This is a genomic window from Pseudoalteromonas sp. S3431 (assembly GCF_000690035.1).
Taxonomy (GTDB): Bacteria; Pseudomonadota; Gammaproteobacteria; order Enterobacterales; family Alteromonadaceae; genus Pseudoalteromonas; species Pseudoalteromonas fuliginea.
In genome coordinates, this window is sequence record NZ_JJNY01000050.1 from 1 (window position 1) to 19,635 (window position 19,635).

21 protein-coding genes, 1 tRNA gene and 1 rRNA gene are annotated in these 19,635 nt (G+C 38.8%); 12 read left to right on the forward strand and 11 right to left on the reverse strand.

Features of this window, described 5'->3' with window-relative positions; translation table 11 throughout:
* The 9 genes from rrf to DO88_RS06505 form a co-directional block, all read left to right on the forward strand.
* A 5S ribosomal RNA gene (rrf, locus tag DO88_RS19255) occupies nt 1-103 on the forward strand; the annotation flags it as partial.
* A 341-nt stretch (nt 104-444) separates the two neighbouring features.
* On the forward strand, nt 445-1,377 hold the full coding sequence (locus DO88_RS06540) for a hypothetical protein (protein WP_033039959.1): 933 nt from the start codon (nt 445-447) through the stop codon (nt 1,375-1,377).
* Nucleotides 1,378-1,402: 25 nt separating this feature from the next.
* A complete protein-coding gene (locus DO88_RS06535) occupies nt 1,403-2,302 on the forward strand; it encodes a DUF350 domain-containing protein (RefSeq protein ID WP_033032158.1) in 900 nt (299 codons plus the stop codon).
* A 3-nt stretch (nt 2,303-2,305) separates the two neighbouring features.
* A complete protein-coding gene (locus tag DO88_RS06530) occupies nt 2,306-4,027 on the forward strand; it encodes a polyamine aminopropyltransferase (protein WP_033039961.1) in 1,722 nt (573 codons plus the stop codon).
* 79 nt (nt 4,028-4,106) lie between these two features.
* A complete protein-coding gene (locus tag DO88_RS06525; RefSeq protein WP_004335098.1) occupies nt 4,107-4,520 on the forward strand; it encodes a YjfI family protein in 414 nt (137 codons plus the stop codon).
* Between the two features lie 24 nt (nt 4,521-4,544).
* The gene (locus DO88_RS06520; protein WP_007377917.1) at nt 4,545-5,237 is read left to right on the forward strand and encodes a PspA/IM30 family protein; all 693 of its coding nucleotides are present in this window, start codon (nt 4,545-4,547) and stop codon (nt 5,235-5,237) included.
* A 74-nt stretch (nt 5,238-5,311) separates the two neighbouring features.
* The gene (locus DO88_RS06515; protein ID WP_007377916.1) at nt 5,312-5,950 is read left to right on the forward strand and encodes a DUF4178 domain-containing protein; all 639 of its coding nucleotides are present in this window, start codon (nt 5,312-5,314) and stop codon (nt 5,948-5,950) included.
* Nucleotides 5,947-6,267 (forward strand): hypothetical protein, encoded by a 321-nt coding sequence (locus DO88_RS06510; protein ID WP_007377915.1) that lies wholly within the window; start codon nt 5,947-5,949, stop codon nt 6,265-6,267. The genes DO88_RS06515 and DO88_RS06510 overlap by 4 nt, the downstream gene beginning before the upstream one ends.
* A 15-nt stretch (nt 6,268-6,282) precedes the next feature.
* Complete coding sequence (locus DO88_RS06505; protein WP_007377914.1) at nt 6,283-6,468, forward strand: hypothetical protein; 186 nt, start codon at nt 6,283-6,285, stop codon at nt 6,466-6,468.
* 19 nt (nt 6,469-6,487) lie between these two features.
* Here DO88_RS06505 and DO88_RS06500 read toward each other — a convergent pair whose 3' ends face one another.
* The 5 genes from DO88_RS06500 to DO88_RS06480 form a co-directional block, all read right to left on the reverse strand.
* On the reverse strand, nt 6,488-6,892 hold the full coding sequence (locus DO88_RS06500) for a hypothetical protein (protein ID WP_007377913.1): 405 nt from the start codon (nt 6,890-6,892) through the stop codon (nt 6,488-6,490).
* Between the two features lie 10 nt (nt 6,893-6,902).
* Nucleotides 6,903-7,424 carry a hypothetical protein gene (locus DO88_RS06495; RefSeq protein WP_008137932.1) on the reverse strand — a complete coding sequence of 174 codons (522 nt, stop codon included), beginning with the start codon at nt 7,422-7,424 and terminating at the stop codon, nt 6,903-6,905.
* A gap of 84 nt (nt 7,425-7,508) precedes the next feature.
* Nucleotides 7,509-8,885 carry a class II fumarate hydratase gene (locus DO88_RS06490; protein ID WP_033039963.1) on the reverse strand — a complete coding sequence of 459 codons (1,377 nt, stop codon included), beginning with the start codon at nt 8,883-8,885 and terminating at the stop codon, nt 7,509-7,511.
* An 11-nt stretch (nt 8,886-8,896) separates the two neighbouring features.
* Nucleotides 8,897-9,262 (reverse strand): hypothetical protein, encoded by a 366-nt coding sequence (locus DO88_RS06485; protein ID WP_232224816.1) that lies wholly within the window; start codon nt 9,260-9,262, stop codon nt 8,897-8,899.
* Between the two features lie 101 nt (nt 9,263-9,363).
* Nucleotides 9,364-9,549 (reverse strand): hypothetical protein, encoded by a 186-nt coding sequence (locus DO88_RS06480; protein WP_007377909.1) that lies wholly within the window; start codon nt 9,547-9,549, stop codon nt 9,364-9,366.
* A gap of 200 nt (nt 9,550-9,749) precedes the next feature.
* Between DO88_RS06480 and DO88_RS06475 the strand changes: the two genes are divergently transcribed.
* On the forward strand, nt 9,750-10,340 hold the full coding sequence (locus tag DO88_RS06475; RefSeq protein WP_033039965.1) for a DUF938 domain-containing protein: 591 nt from the start codon (nt 9,750-9,752) through the stop codon (nt 10,338-10,340).
* Here DO88_RS06475 and DO88_RS06470 read toward each other — a convergent pair.
* The 4 genes from DO88_RS06470 to DO88_RS06455 all read right to left on the reverse strand — a co-directional run bounded on the left by DO88_RS06470 (nt 10,317) and on the right by DO88_RS06455 (nt 16,078).
* The gene (locus DO88_RS06470) at nt 10,317-11,456 is read right to left on the reverse strand and encodes a GNAT family N-acetyltransferase (protein ID WP_033039967.1); all 1,140 of its coding nucleotides are present in this window, start codon (nt 11,454-11,456) and stop codon (nt 10,317-10,319) included. The genes DO88_RS06475 and DO88_RS06470 overlap by 24 nt on opposite strands.
* A gap of 6 nt (nt 11,457-11,462) precedes the next feature.
* Complete coding sequence (locus DO88_RS06465) at nt 11,463-12,839, reverse strand: alpha/beta hydrolase (protein ID WP_033039970.1); 1,377 nt, start codon at nt 12,837-12,839, stop codon at nt 11,463-11,465.
* Nucleotides 12,829-15,549, reverse strand: coding sequence for an ATP-binding protein (locus DO88_RS06460; RefSeq protein WP_033016194.1), 2,721 nt, complete (start codon nt 15,547-15,549; stop codon nt 12,829-12,831). The genes DO88_RS06465 and DO88_RS06460 overlap by 11 nt, the downstream gene beginning before the upstream one ends.
* A gap of 73 nt (nt 15,550-15,622) precedes the next feature.
* The gene (locus DO88_RS06455) at nt 15,623-16,078 is read right to left on the reverse strand and encodes an Lrp/AsnC family transcriptional regulator (protein WP_007377904.1); all 456 of its coding nucleotides are present in this window, start codon (nt 16,076-16,078) and stop codon (nt 15,623-15,625) included.
* Between the two features lie 136 nt (nt 16,079-16,214).
* Between DO88_RS06455 and DO88_RS06450 the strand changes: the two genes are divergently transcribed.
* Nucleotides 16,215-17,384, forward strand: a complete 1,170-nt coding sequence (locus tag DO88_RS06450; protein ID WP_033032142.1) for a PrnB family protein — start codon at nt 16,215-16,217, stop codon at nt 17,382-17,384.
* A 1-nt stretch (nt 17,385) separates the two neighbouring features.
* Complete coding sequence (locus DO88_RS06445) at nt 17,386-18,510, forward strand: aminotransferase class V-fold PLP-dependent enzyme (protein ID WP_007377902.1); 1,125 nt, start codon at nt 17,386-17,388, stop codon at nt 18,508-18,510.
* On the opposite strand, the gene DO88_RS06440 is transcribed toward DO88_RS06445, so the two are convergent.
* Together DO88_RS06440 and DO88_RS06435 are read right to left on the reverse strand one after the other, a co-directional pair.
* Complete coding sequence (locus DO88_RS06440) at nt 18,494-18,982, reverse strand: DUF4124 domain-containing protein (protein WP_007377901.1); 489 nt, start codon at nt 18,980-18,982, stop codon at nt 18,494-18,496. The two genes, DO88_RS06445 and DO88_RS06440, sit on opposite strands and share 17 nt — an antisense overlap.
* A 491-nt stretch (nt 18,983-19,473) precedes the next feature.
* Nucleotides 19,474-19,566: transfer RNA gene (locus tag DO88_RS06435), tRNA-Ser, on the reverse strand.
* Nucleotides 19,567-19,635: the final 69 nt, after the last annotated feature.

The window sequence follows — 19,635 nt, forward strand, 5'->3', positions numbered from 1 at the left end:
AGCGTTTTGGACCCACCTGACTCCATGCCGAACTCAGTAGTGAAACGAAACAGCGCCGATGATAGTGTAGCATTTGCTATGTGAAAGTAGGACATTACCAGGCTTCAAATTGTAGAGAGCCCGACTAGAAATAGTCGGGCTTTTTTACGTCTGCAGAAAAGTGAAATGTGCGTAATTAACACACACTCACATCAACACCCATCACGTAGGGCGGGCGAGCGCAGCGATTCCTGACGCTAAAATCACTGTAAGTACCCCCTTATAACGCTTAAACTTCAATTCTAACCTTACGATATAGCTTAATATTTTCACTAAATTCTCAATAAATCAGACCCTGATTACAGAGTCCCACGTTTCTTCTCATTTTGTTGCAATTTCATTCTTGGTTTAATAAGTGACCTGTGTAAAACTACCTGAGTTAATTTAGTAAATCAGGTGACATGAATGTCGAATATTAAAGCTTGGAAACTTATAAGCCTGTTTTGTTTGTTCGCAGTGCTTATGGGTTGTCAATCGAAAGAAGAGCAGCTGCAACAAACAATTCAAGAGTCTATTAAAAAGGTAGATACGGAGCTGTCTCAGCTTGGTACTGCACTCGATAATGGAAGTGTACGTAATGCTGTGTTACTTAAAGAATATGGCGAGCTTCTTAAAAAACAACAACCAGAGCTTACAAAAGTTGTTGATGTAATTACCCTTGATGCAACGCGCCAAGGCGCACTTTATAGTGGCTTAACACAGCGACTTAAAGATATTAAAGGAACTTACTTAATTCCTCCTTACGAAGATACGTTACATAGCATTGATTTGTTGCGTGATGCATCTAAACCTACGCTATTTTCTGATGCGTTAACCGATCCTATTAATATGCTAGCTGATATGTCCAAAGGCACTTTAGCGCGTGTAGGCGCAATTAGTAAGCAAGCTGAAGGTGAGGGTGTTGGTAACCAAATGGTAGGTAACCCTAACTATGGTAACTGGCAATCAAATAGTAACGGTATTAGCTTTTGGCAATGGTACGGAATGTACCGTATTTTAGGTGATGTATTTGATCGTGTTGAATATGGAAGCTGGAGTAAGCGCCGAAAGTATAGCTATTACAATGACTATGGCCGCTCGCGTTATTCAAGCCCTAAACAAATTAAAACCCAAAGCGCGCTAGAAACACGCACGCGCCAAACATACCAACGCCAAGGTAAGCAGTTTACAAGCCCTTATGCGAGTAAAAAAACAGGTGCATCCGGTTTAAGCCGTAGTAGTTATACGCCACCAAAAAGCCGCAGTAGTTATTCTCGTTCTAGCAGTTATAGCAATAGCTCAGGAACGGTGCGTGATAGCGGTAGCAGAACCTCTCGTGGCGTGAGCCGTGGTAAGTAAAAGAATAAGTTGGAGTTAGAATAATATGTATGAATTTAATGGAATAACTATGTGGTCGCTACAAGCGTTGGCGATTGATTTTGCAATTATTGTTTTATTATTTGTAAGCCTTAAATATATAAAAGGCTGGGTTTCAAACTTACACGCAAATGATGAAATAACAGAGCGTGATAACTTTGCTTTTGGTATTAGCTTTGCCGCTGGTTTAGTGGCACTGGCGATTGTATTAACAGGTGTAAGTAGTGGTGCTTTTGCTGCAACACTGCAACAAGAAGCACTGCAAATGTTAGCTTACGGCGCATTAGCTATTGTACTTATTAAGTTGGGCCACTTTTTCCAAGATAAAGTAGCGCTTCGTAAAGTAAGCCTGCACAACGAAATAGTTAAAGGTAACGTTACAGCTTCAATAATTGATTTTGGTCATGTTGTTAGCGTTGCAATAGTTATTCGCTCAGCACTTTTATGGGTGGCTACTGATGGCTGGCATGGTCTTCCAATTGTAATTGCCGCCTTTATTATAGGTAGTGTTGTATTACTACTTGTTAGCCAATACCGAGTGCAGTTATTTAAGCGTACAAACAAAAGTGGCGACTGCCTACAACAAGCAATTGTTGATGGTAACTTAGCTGTGGGTATTCGTTATGCTGGATTTTTAATAGGTAGTGCATTAGCTATTACAGCTGCAACGGGTGTTGCGCCATACGCTGCTGATAATATTAATGCGAGTTTACTATACTGGGCTATTAGCGCTGTTGTGAGCCTTGTCGCATTTATTATTTTGCACTTAGTGACAATTAAAATAATTTTATCTGGTTGCGATATTTCCGATGAAGTTAATCGTCAAAAAAATGTAGGTGTAGCTACTATTTCTGCAGCAGTATCATTTGCTGTAGGTATCACTATGGCAACCTTACTAGGCGCATAATCAGTGTCATCAACCAACACTCCCCCAAGTAAGTCTCGCTTACTTGGGCACGATATATTACTAATTACTGTTATGGCCGTGCTTGCTGGATGCGGCCTTATTTATGAATACTTACTGTCTCATTATGCGGGCCGTGTACTTGGCTCAGTAGAAAGCGCTATTTACGCCATGATTGGTACTATGATTGTAGCAATGGGCTTAGGCGCTTTTTTAGCGCGCTGGTTTAAAGATGCATTTACCGCTTTTGCTTGGCTAGAAAGCATTATTGCTTTGGTTGGCATGGGCTGCATTTTAGCGATAGCGGGTGTAATAGCTGTAAGTTATTCTCTTCCTCATTTATTTTCGAGCATTTTTAATTTACCCCCTGATGTTGTACTTAATGGTTACGTATTTCAAAAGCTACAAGAGTGGTCACGTTTTCTACCTTATGTTTTTGGTTTAATACTGGGCTTATTCATTGGTATGGAAATACCGCTTATAGCGCGCATTCGTCAGCACGTTTATGGCCGTTTTTTAGAAAACAACGCAGGGACTATTTATGGTGCCGATTATATTGGTGCTGGTATTGGCGCCGCCATTTGGGTAAGCATCATGCTCTCAATGCCTATAATGCAAGCTGCGGCGTGGACGGCGTTATTTAACATCATCGCAGGGCTCGCGTTTTTATGGCGTTACCATGCCCATGTGCGCTTTGCTAAGGCACTTTTAGTTTGCCATATAGTACTGTTGGCATTGTTTGGCTTTATTTTAGTATTTGGCAGTAGCTGGATGAACAATCTAAGTAATGTTTTATACAAAGATAAAGTAATTTATTCGCAAGCAACCAAATACCAGCACGTAGTTTTAACCGAAAGATTAAGCAAAAACCAACCTCAGCCAATCACCGATTTATATTTAAATGGGCGTTTACAGTTCTCAAGTATTGATGAGCAAATATATCATTCAATGCTGGTTTACCCTGCAATGCTTACCTCTAACAGACACGACCGTGTATTAATAATTGGTGGTGGTGACGGGCTTGCACTTAGAGATGTTTTAAAGTGGCCTGTAAGTGAAGTAACGCTAATAGATTTAGACGCGCAACTACTGAATTTATTTGGTCATAAAGACGGTGACTTTACGACGCCAGAGCACATCAATAAGCGATTACTACAGCTAAACAATAAATCGATGCAAGACTCGCGAGCCAACATAATTGTGGGTGATGCATTTTTAGAAGTTGAAAAGCTGCTTGATCAATCTAAGCAGTTCGACACCATCTTAATTGATTTACCGGACCCAAATCACCCTGATCTAAATAAAATGTACAGTGACTATTTTTATAATCATGTACGTCAGTTATTAGCACCCGATGGCGCAATGGCGGTTCAATCAACTTCACCTTATCATGCTAAAAAAGCGTTTTTAAGCATTGCTAAAACGGTCAAAGCGGCAGGGTTTGAGTATGTTGAGCAGTATCAGCAAAACATACCTTCGTTTGGGCAGTGGGGCTGGACTATAGCGACTAAAATGGGGCAGCCGGCCAGTGGCCGTATTAATGATGCGACGGCTATGCCTGTGCCATCAAGATGGATTAGTAAAGAATATTTATTGGCAAGCTTTGTATTTCCTAACCACTACTTTGAACAAGTTAAAAGTATTGAGGTCAATAGGTTAGGATCTGGTCAGTTGTATGATTACTACCGAACTGCATGGCAAATAGAAAGCGAATTGTATAAAAACTAACAAAACATGGTTGACATAATATGTCGGCCGTGAGAATCTTAACTCAGACATAATATGTCAAACGACAAAAGGCAGAGACATGGAATTAAATGAACTTTCAATAAAATTAGCTTCTTTTGAAACTGAAGGTGCTAACTTTGAGTCTTTCTTGATTGCCAACCCTGGCGAGCAAGATGTTTTACAAGTCATTGTTGATGGAAATGATGAACTTCCAATTTTTGTTACACAAACGCAAGAGCAGTTGTTATGTATTAGCTACTTGTTTGACGAAGATGAAGTTAAGAGTGAATTACGCAACGAATTAAACGAAACATTACTACGTTTAAACGTGCCAATTCCACTGAGTGCATTTGCTAAAATCGATAACAAATACGCGATTTTTGGTGCACTGTCGGTAAATTCATCATTAGATGACGTTACCCACGAACTAGTGACATTAGCCGATAACGCTATCGATGCACTAGAAGCCGTGACCTTGTATTTAAACGATTAATAGCCAGTTAGTGGAGTTAAGATTATGAGTATTTTAAAAAAATTATTTACAGCAGTACGTGGCGGCGCTCGTGAAGCAGGCGAAGCAATTGTAGACAAAAATGGCATCCGTATTTTTGAGCAAGAAATTGCAGACGCGCAAAATGCACTTCACCGTGCTAAAAAAAGCCTTACTGAAGTAATGGCTAAAGAAATGCAAACTAAGCGTAAAATTAGCGCTGTAGATGCATCAATCGCTGAACATGAAGCGTATGCAGGCCAAGCTCTTGAAAAGGGCAACGAAGCGTTAGCATTAGAAATTGCAGAAAAAATTGGTGACTTTGAAGCTGAAAAAGCTGAAAACGAGCAAGTATTATCTGGCTTTAGCAATCACATTGTTACGCTTAAGCAGCAAGTTAAAGATGCTGAAAAATCGATTAAAGAGAATCAGCGCCAGCTTACAATGGTTAAAACCACTGAAAGCGTACAGCAAGCAACAATGGCTGTTAACAGCACGCTTAATACAAACAGCTCGTCTATGACATCGGCTCGTCAATCACTTGAACGCATTAAACAGCGTCAACAAGATCGTAGCGACCAGCTAGGTGCTGCAAAACAACTTGAGTCAGACGTAAATGGCGATGACTTAAAAGCAAAAATGGCTGAAGCAGGTATTGGCGACACAAGTCCAAAAAGCGCTGATATTTTAGCTCGCATCAAAGCGAAGCAAAATAGCTAACCATTACGTTTATACTTTAAAAAGGTAACCGAGTTTTGCTCAGTTACCTTTTTTGCTTAGAGGGCAGCCTTCCTATGTTTAATTTTTTCAAATCTAAAAAAGAGCCAGAGCGTCAGCTTAATCATCCGAGCGAGCTTAAAAAAGGCGACATGTTTAGCGTTATCGACTCCTTTGCTTATCCGGCATGGCTAAAAGGTGAAACGCTACGTGTTACTGGTATTCAGACTTACCAATATCAGCACAGTAGCGATACTGAATTTGTACTTGAGACAAACAGCGGCCAAGTTGTATTTTTACAAATTGAGCAAGATGACGGCGAGGAGTGGGCTAACTTTTCTATTAAAATTCAGCGCAACGAAGTTGAGGAGATATTTGGCCTTGATGAGTTTGCGCGTATTTTTGATGAAGAGTCGTTAACCCACATTACAGTGCAAAATACACCAGAGCGCTTTATGCAGTTTTTAGCTAAAAGCTATCAACAAAGCGAGTCGCCTTATGTGTGTTATTTCCATAATAAAGATTACCGCAACCAAACTTTGCCTCGTTATGAGCAAGAAGGTGGTGAGCCATGTGAAATGATTTGCTTAGCGTCAGATAATGAAGGTTTTGGTTTAAATATCGAAATTTGGGATGGCGGCGAAACCGAAGTATCGCTAACGCTCATGCGTCCAATGTCAGACATTGTAGACTTGTTTCCCGGAGATGCTAAGTGAGTGATGCTAAAGACAAGTGGTTACGTCAGGAGCAAGCTGTACGTGCCACACAAATGGCATTTGATCTAAGCAGTGAAGTTCAAAAGCTGATAAAAAAGCAAGCTATAGACCAAGAGTTAACACCGTCAGATATGATCCGTAAAATACTTGGCTTAGATGTAAAATCTAAAAAAACGCGTCAACGTTTATCGTTTAATTTAAATGATGATGAAATTGCGCAACTAGCCAGTCGCTTTGATGTCTCAAGTGATGATAAGCGAGCCGTAAAACAACAAGTAGCTGACTTACTAATTGCTCACACTAAAAAAACTAAGTAGTTACACTAGATTATTATGAATATTATTTTAATTGCTTACTTAATTATTTTTGCGTTGTTTGGTACAGCGGCGAGTTATTTTGTACGTTTTATTTATGCGTATTGGGTGCTTAAAACAATGCCCATGAAGTACATTATAAAAGCAGGTATTTGCGTGATACTGGTGGTAGTAATTTCAGCGTTAATTCCGTATTTAAGTTAACGCTGAAATTAAGTTTGATTTACTTTATATCAAACGACTGACATTGCTGATTAATACACAGCGATTGTACTTCAAGTACAGGGGAGCAATCGGTTAAGCCTTGTGCTGCATTTTTTATTTTTTCTTGCTTTGTTATGAGTTGCGCAATATTTTCAGCTTTTTCTTGCGGGGTGTTAAGTGTTGAGTAAACAACATATTTACTCGGTCCACCGCATGCGCGGGCGCCAACTTCAAGCACTTTGCACTGAAAGCTAGCGGTGCAGCTATTATCACTCACCATGTCATTCAGCTCATAGTTTAAGTCAGACAAGTTTTTACTTTGTTCATTGCTTGACGTTATTGTGCTAGCACAACCACTTAGTAATAAAATGCTGCTAGCAACGCTTAAAATTGATAGTTTAATTGCCGATGATAAACAACTCATAACGTTATCCTTAAAATGCACTTACCGCTGAACCTTCAAGTTTAACACATTTATTTTCAACACACTGCGTGCTTGGCGTTGTTAAATGCTGACAAATACTCATCATCCCTTTTTGTGCATTATAGTTACTTTCAAGCTTTGTAACTTTATCACTTAAGGCTGTTACTTGCTCTTCAGACACTGATTTTGTTGAATACACAATAAAACTACTCGGTCCACCACATGCGCGGCTACCCACTGCATTTACCCTACATTGCGTGCTTGTATCACATTGCGTGTCTGCAATAAGTGTATTTAACTCGGTTTTAGCTGCTCTGATATCTTCTATTGAAACTTCTTTTAAATCGGCTTTCGGGATTTTTTCAGCAACTGATTTGTTTTGTGTTTTAGTATTCTCTTGTAATTTTTGAAGTACTGGCTTTGATGTTTCAGTTTCAGAGGTGACTGTTACTTGATCTGTTTCAGCTGGTGTTTTATCTAAGCATGCAGTTAAACAAAGAGGTAAAAGTATGGCTAACAATGGGGTACGCATAATAAACCTTGATAGTGATGAAATATTCATCACTATCATACACTGTGCATTTTTTACGGCAATAAAAACTATATAATCAAGTAATTAAAGTCCGCCCTGCGTTAGTTTGGTGGGATTAAGTAGCTTTTCGAGTTCACTGCGTGGTAAATCGGTTTCTTGTTCGGCTACATCAATAATAGGGCGGGCTTCTTTATAAGCCTGCTTTGCTATTTTTGCTGCTTTTTCATAACCGATCACCGGATTAAGCGCAGTTACCAAAATTGGATTTTTAGCGAGCGCTTTATCTATATTAGGCTGATTTACCTTAAAGCTGGCAATGGCTTTATCGCCCAATGCTTGCGCGCTATTGGCAAGTAATTCTATACTTTGTAAAATATTATAAGCAATGACTGGCAGCATAACGTTCAGCTCAAAATTACCCGCTTGGCCTGCCACTGTAATGGTGGCATCGTTACCTATTACTTGTGCACTTACCATTGCAGCGGCTTCTGGTATAACAGGGTTTACTTTACCAGGCATAATAGACGAGCCTGGTTGAAGCGCTTCAAGCTCTATTTCACCAAGGCCCGCTAGTGGTCCTGAGTTCATCCAGCGTAAGTCGTTTGCTATTTTCATTTGTGCGACAGCGAGTACTTTTAATTGCCCCGAAAGCGCAACTATGGCGTCTTGTGAACCTATGTTATAAAAAAAGTTACTGCTAGGCGTAAATCTAATGCCTACATTGGCACTTAGGTTTTCTGTAAATTTTGCTGCAAATTTAGGGTCTGCATTTATTCCTGTTCCAACCGCTGTACCACCTTGTGCAAGTTCGCATACACGCTCTAAGCTATGTCTAATTCCTGCTGCAGCATGATTAACTTGTGACTGCCATGCACTTAGTGTTTGATTAAATGTAACAGGCATTGCATCCATTAAATGCGTACGGCCCGTTTTAACTATATGGCCTACCTCAGCTTTTTTCTTTTCTAGGCTTTGCGATAAGTTTTCAAGCGAAGGAAGTAATTCATACACTACATTTATTGCACTACTGAGTGCGATAGCGGTAGGAACTACATCGTTAGAGCTTTGTCCCATGTTTACATCATCATTAGGGTGAATGCTTTCATTGCCTAATCGGCTAGCAAGTGTTGCAATAACTTCGTTGGCATTCATATTTGAGCTTGTGCCCGAACCTGTTTGAAAAATATCAACGGGGAAATGCTCAACATGTTCGCCATCAATAATACTTTGACAAGCTTGCTCAATAGCATTTGCTTTGTCTTTACTTAGATGGCCAAGCTCGCAGTTACTTTGTGCAGCGGCTTGCTTTATATAAGCCAGTGCAGTGATAAATTGCTTTGGCATAGGTAAGCCACTAATGGCAAAGTTATTAACCGCTCGCTGTGTTTGCGCTTGATAGAGCGCATCAGTAGGTACTTTTAGCTCGCCCATGCTGTCTGATTCTGTTCTAAAGTTGCTCATAAGTGTGCTCCTTAAAAAGGGTTGAATTCGTGACTAAGAATACGAGCTTCACGCTCCAGTATTAAAAATTGTGCAGTATTGTTATGCACTTTATAAAACCGTTTTAGTGCTAATAAAGGTTTGTATAACTGCTCTAAACATTGCTTACGAATAGCATTATGGATAAGAGGGTCGCACATTTTGTTCATAATTTCATGGTGTGTGCGCCTAAGATAAAACTCTTGAAGCAAAGGATTTCGCTGTTGTTCAAAGTTTTTGGCGACGTTTAGGGCGGTTTCTATGTAATTGGCAACGAGCATGGGTGCATGCAGGCCGGGTCTTAAGCAATGGCAAGAGAGTTCTTGATGGTAGCGATGCTGTGCATGATTTGAAGACATAAAAAAACCGACTCAAGTTAACGATAATAGTTATCATTACATTTAATCGGTTTCAGTGTAAACAGTTATTATTAAAATTATTTGCGATATTAATTTGAGTTTTAATTGTAGCCAAGAATAAATATCTGATCTGTTTCATGTTTTGTTATCGCCTTTTGATTATGTTTAGGATGCGAAAGTAAATCGATTACTGTAGCTCTCATATCAACGGCATAACTATGATCGTCGGTGGTTTTTTCAATTATAGCAACAGCTGCATCTACAGCTGTATAAGAGGGAGTATGCATAATATTTTCCTATTAATTAAATCATAAATTAACCCAAGTAAAGGTTAATATAACTAAAGCATAATACATACCACTGCCTTAAATTAGTTGTAGAGTTATGAATTTAATAGTCTTTATAAATACTCGATACAATTTTAGTTACCCAAAATTAGCAATTTGCGATATTGTTGTGCAATATGCTTCTCATTTGGTGCAAAGTAATGGCTAAACCTTTCTCACAAGCTTGCGAAAATAACAAAAAGCCTATTTTAAAAGTGCTTACTCAGGTACTTAATAAAACGAAAGTATTGCTTGAAATAGGCTCAGGAACCGGCCAACATAGTGTGTTTTTTGCAGAACAATTACCACATTTACAATGGCATACAAGTGATCGCGCTATAAACCACGAAGGGATTAATTTATGGCACCACGAAGCTAATTTAACTAATTTACATGCACCACTTGAGCTTGATTTAAATAATGAATGGCCTGTAGATAAGGTTGACGCTATTTATACTGCAAACACATTTCATATTGTAAGTTGGCAATTAGTTGAACGTTTTTTTGACGGTGTTAAACGTCACTTAAATAGCGACGGTATGTTGTGCATTTACGGACCATTTAAGTACCAAGGTGAATTTACCAGCCCAAGTAATGATGACTTTAGTGCCTTTTTAACAGAGCGCGATCCGTTAAGTGGAATAAGAGATTTTGAAGCAGTTGAACAACTAGCTAAGCAAGCAGGGCTTACGCTTATTAGCGATACTGCCATGCCTGCAAATAATCAGTTACTCGTTTTTAAACGGCAGTAATGAGCTACATTGCTCTTTATATATATCAATATGGCCGCGTTCACGCTTTAAGTAGTCGCTTATTGCATTACTGAAATCGCCATCAACAATATGGTGAGCAGAGTAGGTAAGTACGGGTTCAAATCCGCGTGCTATTTTGTGCTCACCTTGTGCTCCCGAATGAAAGCAGCTGAGTTTATGCTTTATTGCAAACTCAATACCTTGGTAATAGCACAACTCAAAGTGAAGCGAATCTACTTCCTCACTTGCTCCCCAGTAGCGCCCATAAAGCGTATTTTTACCTACTAAACTAAGTGTTGCAGCAATCACGTTGTCGTCTTTTTTGGCCAGCATAATAACGAGATTATTAGCCATTAAGGCATGTAAAAGCGTAAAAAACTCCATATTTAAATAGCCCAAATGACCAGAACGCTTTAAGTAGGTACGCTGATAAAACTCACAAAACAATTGCATTATCTCGGGCGTAATTTGCGTTCCTTGCAGCCATTCAATATCAATATTTTGTTGCGCTATTTTAGCTCGCTCTTTTTTAAGTGACTTACGTTTTCGTGAGCTAAGTATTTGCAAAAAGTCGTCAAAGGTTTCAAAACCTTTATTAAACCACTGAAATTGCACACCCACTCTTAACATGGCATGTTGCTCAGTTAATGAAGTCGCTTGGGCTTGGTCGCAAAAATTAACATGCCAACCCGACCATCCTTGCTCAGCACTGTGTATGCTAAGTTGCTCTGTAATGTACTGATACACCGCATTTGGGTTAGCGTGATCGATAGCAATACGCTTGCCTTCAATAGGGCTAAAGGGAATTCCAGATAGCCACTTGGGATAATATTCTAAACCGTGTTTTTCGTATGCCTCAGCCCATGCCCAGTCAAATACGTACTCGCCATATGAATGACTTTTTAAATACCCGGGTGCAAGTGCAACGAGCGTATCATCTTCAAAAATAGCGAGGTGATGGGGCTGCCAACCGCTTTTTTGTGTTACGCATTGGCTTTGTTCAAGGGCATATAAAAAAGCATGTTGAGTAAATGGTTCATCACCAAATAAACGTTGCCACTGCGCCTGATCAATCTCATTAATACTGCTAAACCATTGGTGCGAAAACGTTCCCATGACTACTTACCTTGTAGTTGTTCTAAGCTGTTCTACATTTTTAATAAACGTACTAATTTGCATTTTAAGCTCGGTAAAATGAGGATTATAAGTTAAGCGTTGTAAAGCCGGATAGTGTTTTAAGTTGGCGCTTGTACGCTCTCCTAGTTGTGGTTTTGTTGTTGTTTTACATGTTTTGTACAGGGACTCATCGTTAATAAAGCTGCCACAATTACGATAGGTTGCGTTAATTCCATAATGTGGATTTTTCGGTGAGTTAACAACAGCAATATGCGACATACCATGAACTTTTTTACATTGAGGTGTTGTGCATTGCGGGTTATTTACTGTGTAGTCACTAGCAAAGTCTGGCGGTAAAATATCGGTTTTGCCATAAAGTACTAAAGTATCGAGTGGCTTATATTTTACTGAATTACCCTTGTGTAACGCACTTAATAATTTTAGCGTGGCACGCGTATCTATCGTGGTATCAATGTCGGAAAGTACACTAAAAATAGGCAATTTAAGTGCAGGGCGTTTGTTTAAACTACTTACGCTTGCAAGTGACATTGCATCGTATGAAGCGGCAGCTGCATTTAAAGGAAATGATTCATACTTAGCAAAGTCTACATCGGCGTCTTTATCTATCCAATTAACAAAGGGTATGGCATCAATCCACTTTGCTATCCAGCCGTACTTATTATGCGGCTCAGAGCCGGGCGAATAAAGCATAAGCGCTTTAATTTTAGGCGAAACAGTGTGTTTGGTTGCGTAATCAATAAGTAACGCTGCACCGGTAGAGTAACCTGCAAGTATCACTTCATCAAAGTCTTGCATCGATCGCTCAACTCCGTACTTGATTGCCTGTTGCCACTGGCTAACCTCTACATTGAGTAAAGCACTTGCGGCACTTCCATGCCCTGGTAATAATATAGTACGCACGGTATAGCCTTGCTGATAATACACTTGTGCTAAATCGTGATACGTAAAGGGTGAGTCAGTTAACCCGTGGATTAATAGTGCAACTTTATTACTGCTTGGATGCGTAAGCTCAAAAGGGGCAATAATATCTACAATAGTAGGGTCTGATTTTCGGGTACCTTGTGTCACTAATTGCTGATACGTTTGTGTAATAACGGGGCATGGCATATTTGCACGGGGATTGGCTTTATTTATATGTTTATACGCATAATCTAAGTAATGATTGAATGGTAAAAGGGCATGGTAATTAAAACGCTGGTGATTGTGCTCATTTTCAAAGCGTAATAAGCCTTGTTGCTTACTTTTTGTTATAAATTTGAAGTCGCTCGCCTGCGATATACAATTTTGAGCGACAACAATATGCGAAAAAACACTTAAAATAAAACCAAAAAATATGTTTAAAATTAAACCACTATTGTTCATTAACTTCTGCATATTGGACAAGACACTCGGTTAGCTTACTGAGTTCAAGCGGTTTTGCAAGATGCTGGTTAAATCCAACGGCTTGTGCATGTGCTTTATCCTCTGGCATAACGTCGGCGGTTAAAGCAATGATAGGGAGCTCTTCGTCTGTTTTAAATTGCCTGATCAGTGCCGTGGCTCTATAGCCATCCATTATGGGCATTTGGCAATCCATAAGCACTAAGTCAAAATGTTGTTCTTTTACAATGTTGACCGCCAGCTCACCATTTTCAACAATGTGCGGCACAATACCTAGCGACCCAAGCATTGCTTTAATGACCATTTGATTTACAGGATTATCCTCTGCAACAAGAATACTTAAAGATGCAGCATTGGTATTTGCAGTCGTTATGGTTGGGAGTTCTTCTGGCTCTGTTGTTTCTAGCTGTATCTCAAATGTGAAAGTAGATCCCTGCTCTAATTCACTTTGCAACGTTATTTGGGCGTTCATTAATTGGCTCAGCTCTCTAGCGATGGTTAAACCAAGGCCAGTCCCTCCAAACTGCCGTGAAGTAGAGCTATCGGCCTGAGTAAACGCATTAAACAGTTTGTTATGTTGGTTTGATTTAATGCCCATACCAGTATCAACAACGTTAATTGTTATTTTTACTTCATTGGTAGATACAAACTCGGTATCGATATTTAGTGTAACGCTGCCTTTTTTTGTAAATTTAATAGCATTACTGCATAAGTTAAGCAGTATTTGCTCTATCCGCATAGAATCGCCAATAAACCATGTGTCGGCTGGTAATTTACAGTTAATTTTCCAATCAAGGCCTTTATTTATAGCGCTTTGTTCAAACATGGTATTAATACGCTGTACAAGTGCATTTAAATCAAATGGGATATATTCAAGAACTAAGCGTTGTGATTCTATTTTTGATATATCGAGAATATCGTTTATTAGATTTAACAAGCTTTTTGAAGATGAGTTTATTTTATCCAAATAGCCAATGAGTGTATTTGCGTTATCTTCTTTACGCGCCAGAGACGAAAAGCCAATTACAGCATTTAACGGCGTACGTATTTCATGACTCATATTCGCTAAAAACTGACTTTTAGCTTGGTTAGCTAAATCAGATTGCTTTTTAGCTTGTACTAGAGAGTAAGTGCGCTCAGCTACTTGGCGAGTCAGCGCAATTTGCTGCTGATTAAATAGTAGTAATACCATCAAAATTAATGAGCATACGGCCACTTGGAGTATAAGTAATAATAAAGTGAGTTGGCTATTGTGCTGTGATAAAAACTTTTCTTTTAGTGATAGTTTTACAACCCATTGTTGCCCACCAAAGTCGACATTGAATGACATTGGGCGACTGCCTTGTGCTTGGTCGAGGTTCTTTGAGTAATTAGTATAAAATGGAGGCTCGTTTATATCTTCATAAATACCAATCGAGAACATGTCTGATTGTTGCTCAGAAATAGCTTGTTCAATCATACTGCGCACTAAAAACACACCAGTGGCATAGCCTTTAATTTTTTCTCCACTCATACTTTGAGAGTACACAGGCGCAAATAATAAATAAGCTGGGCTTGGCTCTTTGGTTTGCACCAGTTGGATTATTTTAGTGCTAATAGGTAAATATTTAATGGCAGGGTTGAGTAATGATGCTTTTCTATCTGAATTTGAAAAGACATTAAATCCAATCGCTTTTTGATTACCGTTAAAAGGTGCAATATATTTAACAATAACGAGAGGGTCATTATCCTCAAGTGGTTTACCTACGATATCAATATCTAAATGATAAATATTTGAGATTTCTTCAGTAAAAGCATTGCGCTGATCTTGGTCTATTTTTACATTCCACGATAAAGCTTTAATAAATGAATGTTGTTTGAGTAGTTGGCTTGCATAAGAATAAAAGTCTTGCTGATTTAATTTCGATGATGATTGGACTTGGCTCGCTAAACTTTGCACGGCAATAATACTGCGATTTGTGTACCTATATAAGCTATTTTCTATAACGTGAACTTCACGCTCAGCAATTTTAATCGTATTGATACGATTTTCTCGGTCATACAATTGAGTTGTAACGGCAACCGAGACAAATAAAACTGAACATACTGCAAGAGTCGGTAATACAGATATATTATATTGATTCGACTTTTGTGGTAGCAGAGACAGTAACAATGGAGTGGCAATTAAAACGCCTAAAGTATCGCCAAGCCACCAGTAAGTAACATTTCTCCAGTGATTATCAATACTGTAAACAGGGTTGAATTCACTCAGTGCAAATACACCACAATTAGCCGAAATTAAGCTCACTAAAATGGCTACTACAACAATAAAATAAATGATATTTTTGCGTTTTTTAAAGCGTAACGGATGGCCCAACCAAAATTTTAAAAGCGCCGCACCTACCATTGCCTGTATTACAACACCAAAAGAGATGTACATCGCCTCATTAAATGAGTTGCCAATGAGTACCATTTCATGGACTGAGTTATTAAAAACATTAAGATTAAAAGCTATAGAAGCTATAAATAATGGCAGAATAAATCGCCACCACCATATATAACATCCCACTAAAGCAATACCGGCGGGTAACCAAATAGGAATTATTTGTGAGTTAAAAGCAAGTTTAGTGAGTGCAATGCCGACTAAGAAGTATGCAAAGGCAAAAATTATGTAAAAAATAAAAGAGTGATATTTTGAGTTAAAATTTTTCACATAAGGTCCAAGCGATTATTATTCTCATTTTTTAAATATCAGTATAGCTAACAGTAAGTTATTTGCGGAATTTTTATAATGGTAACTGCTTTTTGCTAAATGACTGCTTTAACACGACAGTTGATTCTATATTAGCAATGCAACTTAAACCACCTAATTGATGTTTTACAAATCTCTCATAGCTCTCAAGATCGTGTGCAATAATTTTTAATAGATAATCATAGCTTCCTGATATTACACAACACTCTAATACATGTGGTAATTTTTCTACATGGTGTTCAAATTGCTCAGCAGCACTTACCGAGTTTTGGCTTAGCCTCACAAACGCATACACCAGCACATTAAGGTTAAGTGCTTTGGGATTTATAGCTGCGTGGTAGCCGGTAATAATGTTTTCTTGTTCGAGCTTTTTTATACGCCTTAAGCAAGGTGTATCAGACAAATTAATGCTGCTAGCCAAGTCTGAAACTGACATGCGGGCTTGGCTTTGCAGTGCGATAAGTAATTGCTGATCTTTTTTATCTAACATCGTTATCGGCTTTCATTGATTATCTTTATATTTATAGTGATTATTGCTAAATATTATGGTTTTTACTATTTTTTTTGGCGTTTTACTCTCATTAAACTCTGTTAGCATTTAATTATAAAAATAATAGAGCACAACAATGAACACACATACCGCTATTTTCGATCAATGGATACGAACAGGATTTGTCACTTTAAATAGTGAACTTGAGCAGCTCTATTGGCAACAAACAGATAAAGCAAATGTAGAAGGAATAGGTGAGGCCTTAAAGCAACAGTTAGAAAAAGAAGGCAACGCATTAATTAGCAATTTATTAGCCGAGGGAAACACAGATCAAGGCTTTGATAGTGCTTTTGACTTACTCGGTAACGTAGGATTATTTATGGCGGCGTGTAGGCGCCATGAAATTACTGAGCCAAGCAGAGAAACTACTTCCTCGCTAATTGAAGCCTCAGCGCTTGCTATGCATATAGGCGCATCCATTGGCGTAACCCCTCGTTTTGCTACCGCCCACTTAACTACTCATAACAAAGCACTTAACGGTATTTATAAACGATTTACTAATTTACCTGATGAAAAGCTATTTATTGATTACAACACTCAAGGTATTTTGGCCTATAAACGTGCAAGTGATGCTTTATTAAAAATATTGCCGTTGGGTATTTCACACCCCTTGTGTGGTGAGTTATTAAAAGTAGCTAAACAAGCGCTTATAGATGTAACTGAGTCAAATAATGCACTTTATTCTGAGCTCGATACAGATCGCTTTTTTAACTGCGTTCGCCCTTATTATAAACCGTACCGTGTAGGTAAAGAGGTTTACAGAGGTGCAAATGCTGGTGACTTTGCAGGTATTAACGTGATTGATATGTTACTAGGGCTTTGTAGCGCAAATGAACCTAGTTACTCGCAAATGCTGGTGGATAAGTTTTTATATATGATGCCGGAGGATCAACAAATCCTACGAGAAGCCATGCGTATGCAAAGCTTTATGGATGACTTTTTACAAGCAGAGCAATATAAAAATACAGATTGGTTTAAAAATCACGCAACGTTATTTATTCAAGTGTGTAAATTACATGGCGACACCGCAGTCGGTCATCATAATCAATTGGTTGAAAAATTTATTGCTCAGCCTTCAAAAAATATGCAACAGCAGCATATGAGCAAGGTAACAGCAAGTGGTCCGCCGCTTCATGTATTACTTGATTCGCTCGAAAAATTAAGAGATAGGCGAGCTAGTGCCAAACGCGACGATATAAAAACACGTTTTGACGATCTAAATACACTTAAAGAATGGGTTAAATAGCATGCTTAAAAATGATTTTTGTATGGCAGATGGCTGTTATTTATTAAACCACTCGGTAGGGCGTCCTCTTAAAAATACACAGCAATATTTAGCACAGCACTACTTTTTACCGTGGGAGAGCTCAAATAAAGAACCTTGGCAACAATGGCTGCCCGCAGTTGAGCAATTTACTACCGCGCTTGGTAAGTTATTTAATGCGCCTAGTTCGCAGTTTTGTCCTCAAGTTAATTTATCAAGTGGCTTAACAAAGTTGCTTATGTCGCACCCTCGATTACAGCAAAAAAATTGTAAAGTGCTTATGGCGCAAAGTGATTTTCCGAGCATGGGTTTTGCAATGCAAAAAGCGTTGCCAGAGTGTGCGCAAATTATGTTTATACCAGAGCACGAAAACCTAACTGATATTAGTGTTTGGCAACGTTATATAACCGCCGACATCGATTTAGTTTTTATAAGTCATGTGTATTCAAATACAGGTGTACAGGCGCCGGTATACGATATTGTAGCTATAAGTAAATTAACCAATAGTTTATCAATAGTTGATGTTGCTCAGTCAGCGGGTGTGATACCGCTTGATTTAAGCATACTCGATGCTGACTTTATGATTGGCTCGAGCGTTAAATGGTTATGTGGTGGCCCAGGTGCAGCTTATTTATGGGTTAACAAAAACCAAATAAAGTTCTGTGAGCCTAAAGATGTGGGGTGGTTTTCGCATCAAAATCCATTTGAGTTCGATATTAATAATTTTAAATATAACAGCAGTGCGCTTAAGTTTTGGGGTGGAACACCTTCTGTAGCGCCTTATATTATCGCTGCAAATAGCATTAATTACTTTGCAGAGCTAACTGCTCACAAGGTAAGGGATCATAATTTAGCTATGCTTACGCTTATTCATGAGCAACTAGCTGAATATGTTGCATCACCTATGGGTAGTGATAAATGCAGCGGGACTGTTATTTTATTTTTTAATAAGCAGCAAGACTATTTACTTACAGAGCTTAATAAAGCGAAAGTCAGTGTAGATGCTCGTAAATTTGGGATACGAGTATCGCCACATATTTATAATACCCGAGAAGACGTTGAGCAGTTTATTTCGATAGTAAAACGAGCACTTAAGGGTTTTGGCTAAGCTGCTGCTGTCTTTGTTTTAATGACTCTATTTTTTGCTGCATTTGATTAATTGATGCGTCGTAAGCTTGCTTTAACGAATTTGTTTTAGTTGCGATAGCATCAGCAATAGACGAAGCGCCTAAACGATTGGCTTTATCTTGAGTCATGTAATCTATCTGCTGTTTTTTAGCTGCGTATTCTTTTTGGCTTTGTGCAATAGATAGCTCAAGACGCTTTATTTCACGCTCTATTTGTTGAACCTCTAAGTAGTCATCCACAGAGGTGTCGCTAATACCTTTATCGGGCGTAGAGCTTTTATATGCTTCAATTACGTTTATATCTTTAAGAGTAATAACTTGTGCATCTTTAGCGCAAGGCGTTTGGCTAAAGGTAGTAACGCCCTTAATTACACACTTATACACTGTTGTACTTTGTGCCAAGGTAAAAAATGGAACTGCCGCGCAAACTGATAGCAATATGAATCGGATCATAGCTAAACCTAAAGTGGCTAAAGTTGTGTTAATAATGCCCGAAGTTATTACAAGGCACAATTTGTTTAGTTTTTATAAATTTTAGGCACAAAAAAACCACAATTAAGTGGTTTAAATTAAGTATGGTCCAGAGGGAGGGATAGACTTGCTTACATCCATGTAATCAATCGCTGCGCGACGCTTGCAGCGGCCTAAAATGTTCCAGACATTTTGTCGAACCCTGTCGAGGGTTCTCACCCTCCCAATTTAGTATCGGTGTTAAATTTTGGGCACAAAAAAACCACAATTAAGTGGTTTAAATTAAGTATGGTCCAGAGGAAGGGATAGACTTGCTTACATCCATGTAATCAATCGCTGCGCGACGCTTGCAGCGGCCCAAAATGTTCCAGACATTTTGTCGAACCCTGTCGAGGGTTCTCACCCCCCCAATTTAGTATCGGTGTTAAATTTTAGGCACAAAAAAACCACAATTAAGTGGTTTAAATTAAGTATGGTGGAGAGGGAGGGATTCGAACCCTCGATAGAGCTACAAACTCTATACTCCCTTAGCAGGGGAGCTCCTTCGGCCACTCGGACACCTCTCCAACGCATAACCGGTTGTATTGATGGAGTAAAAAAAGCCACCAATTAAAATATGGTGGAGAGATAGGGAT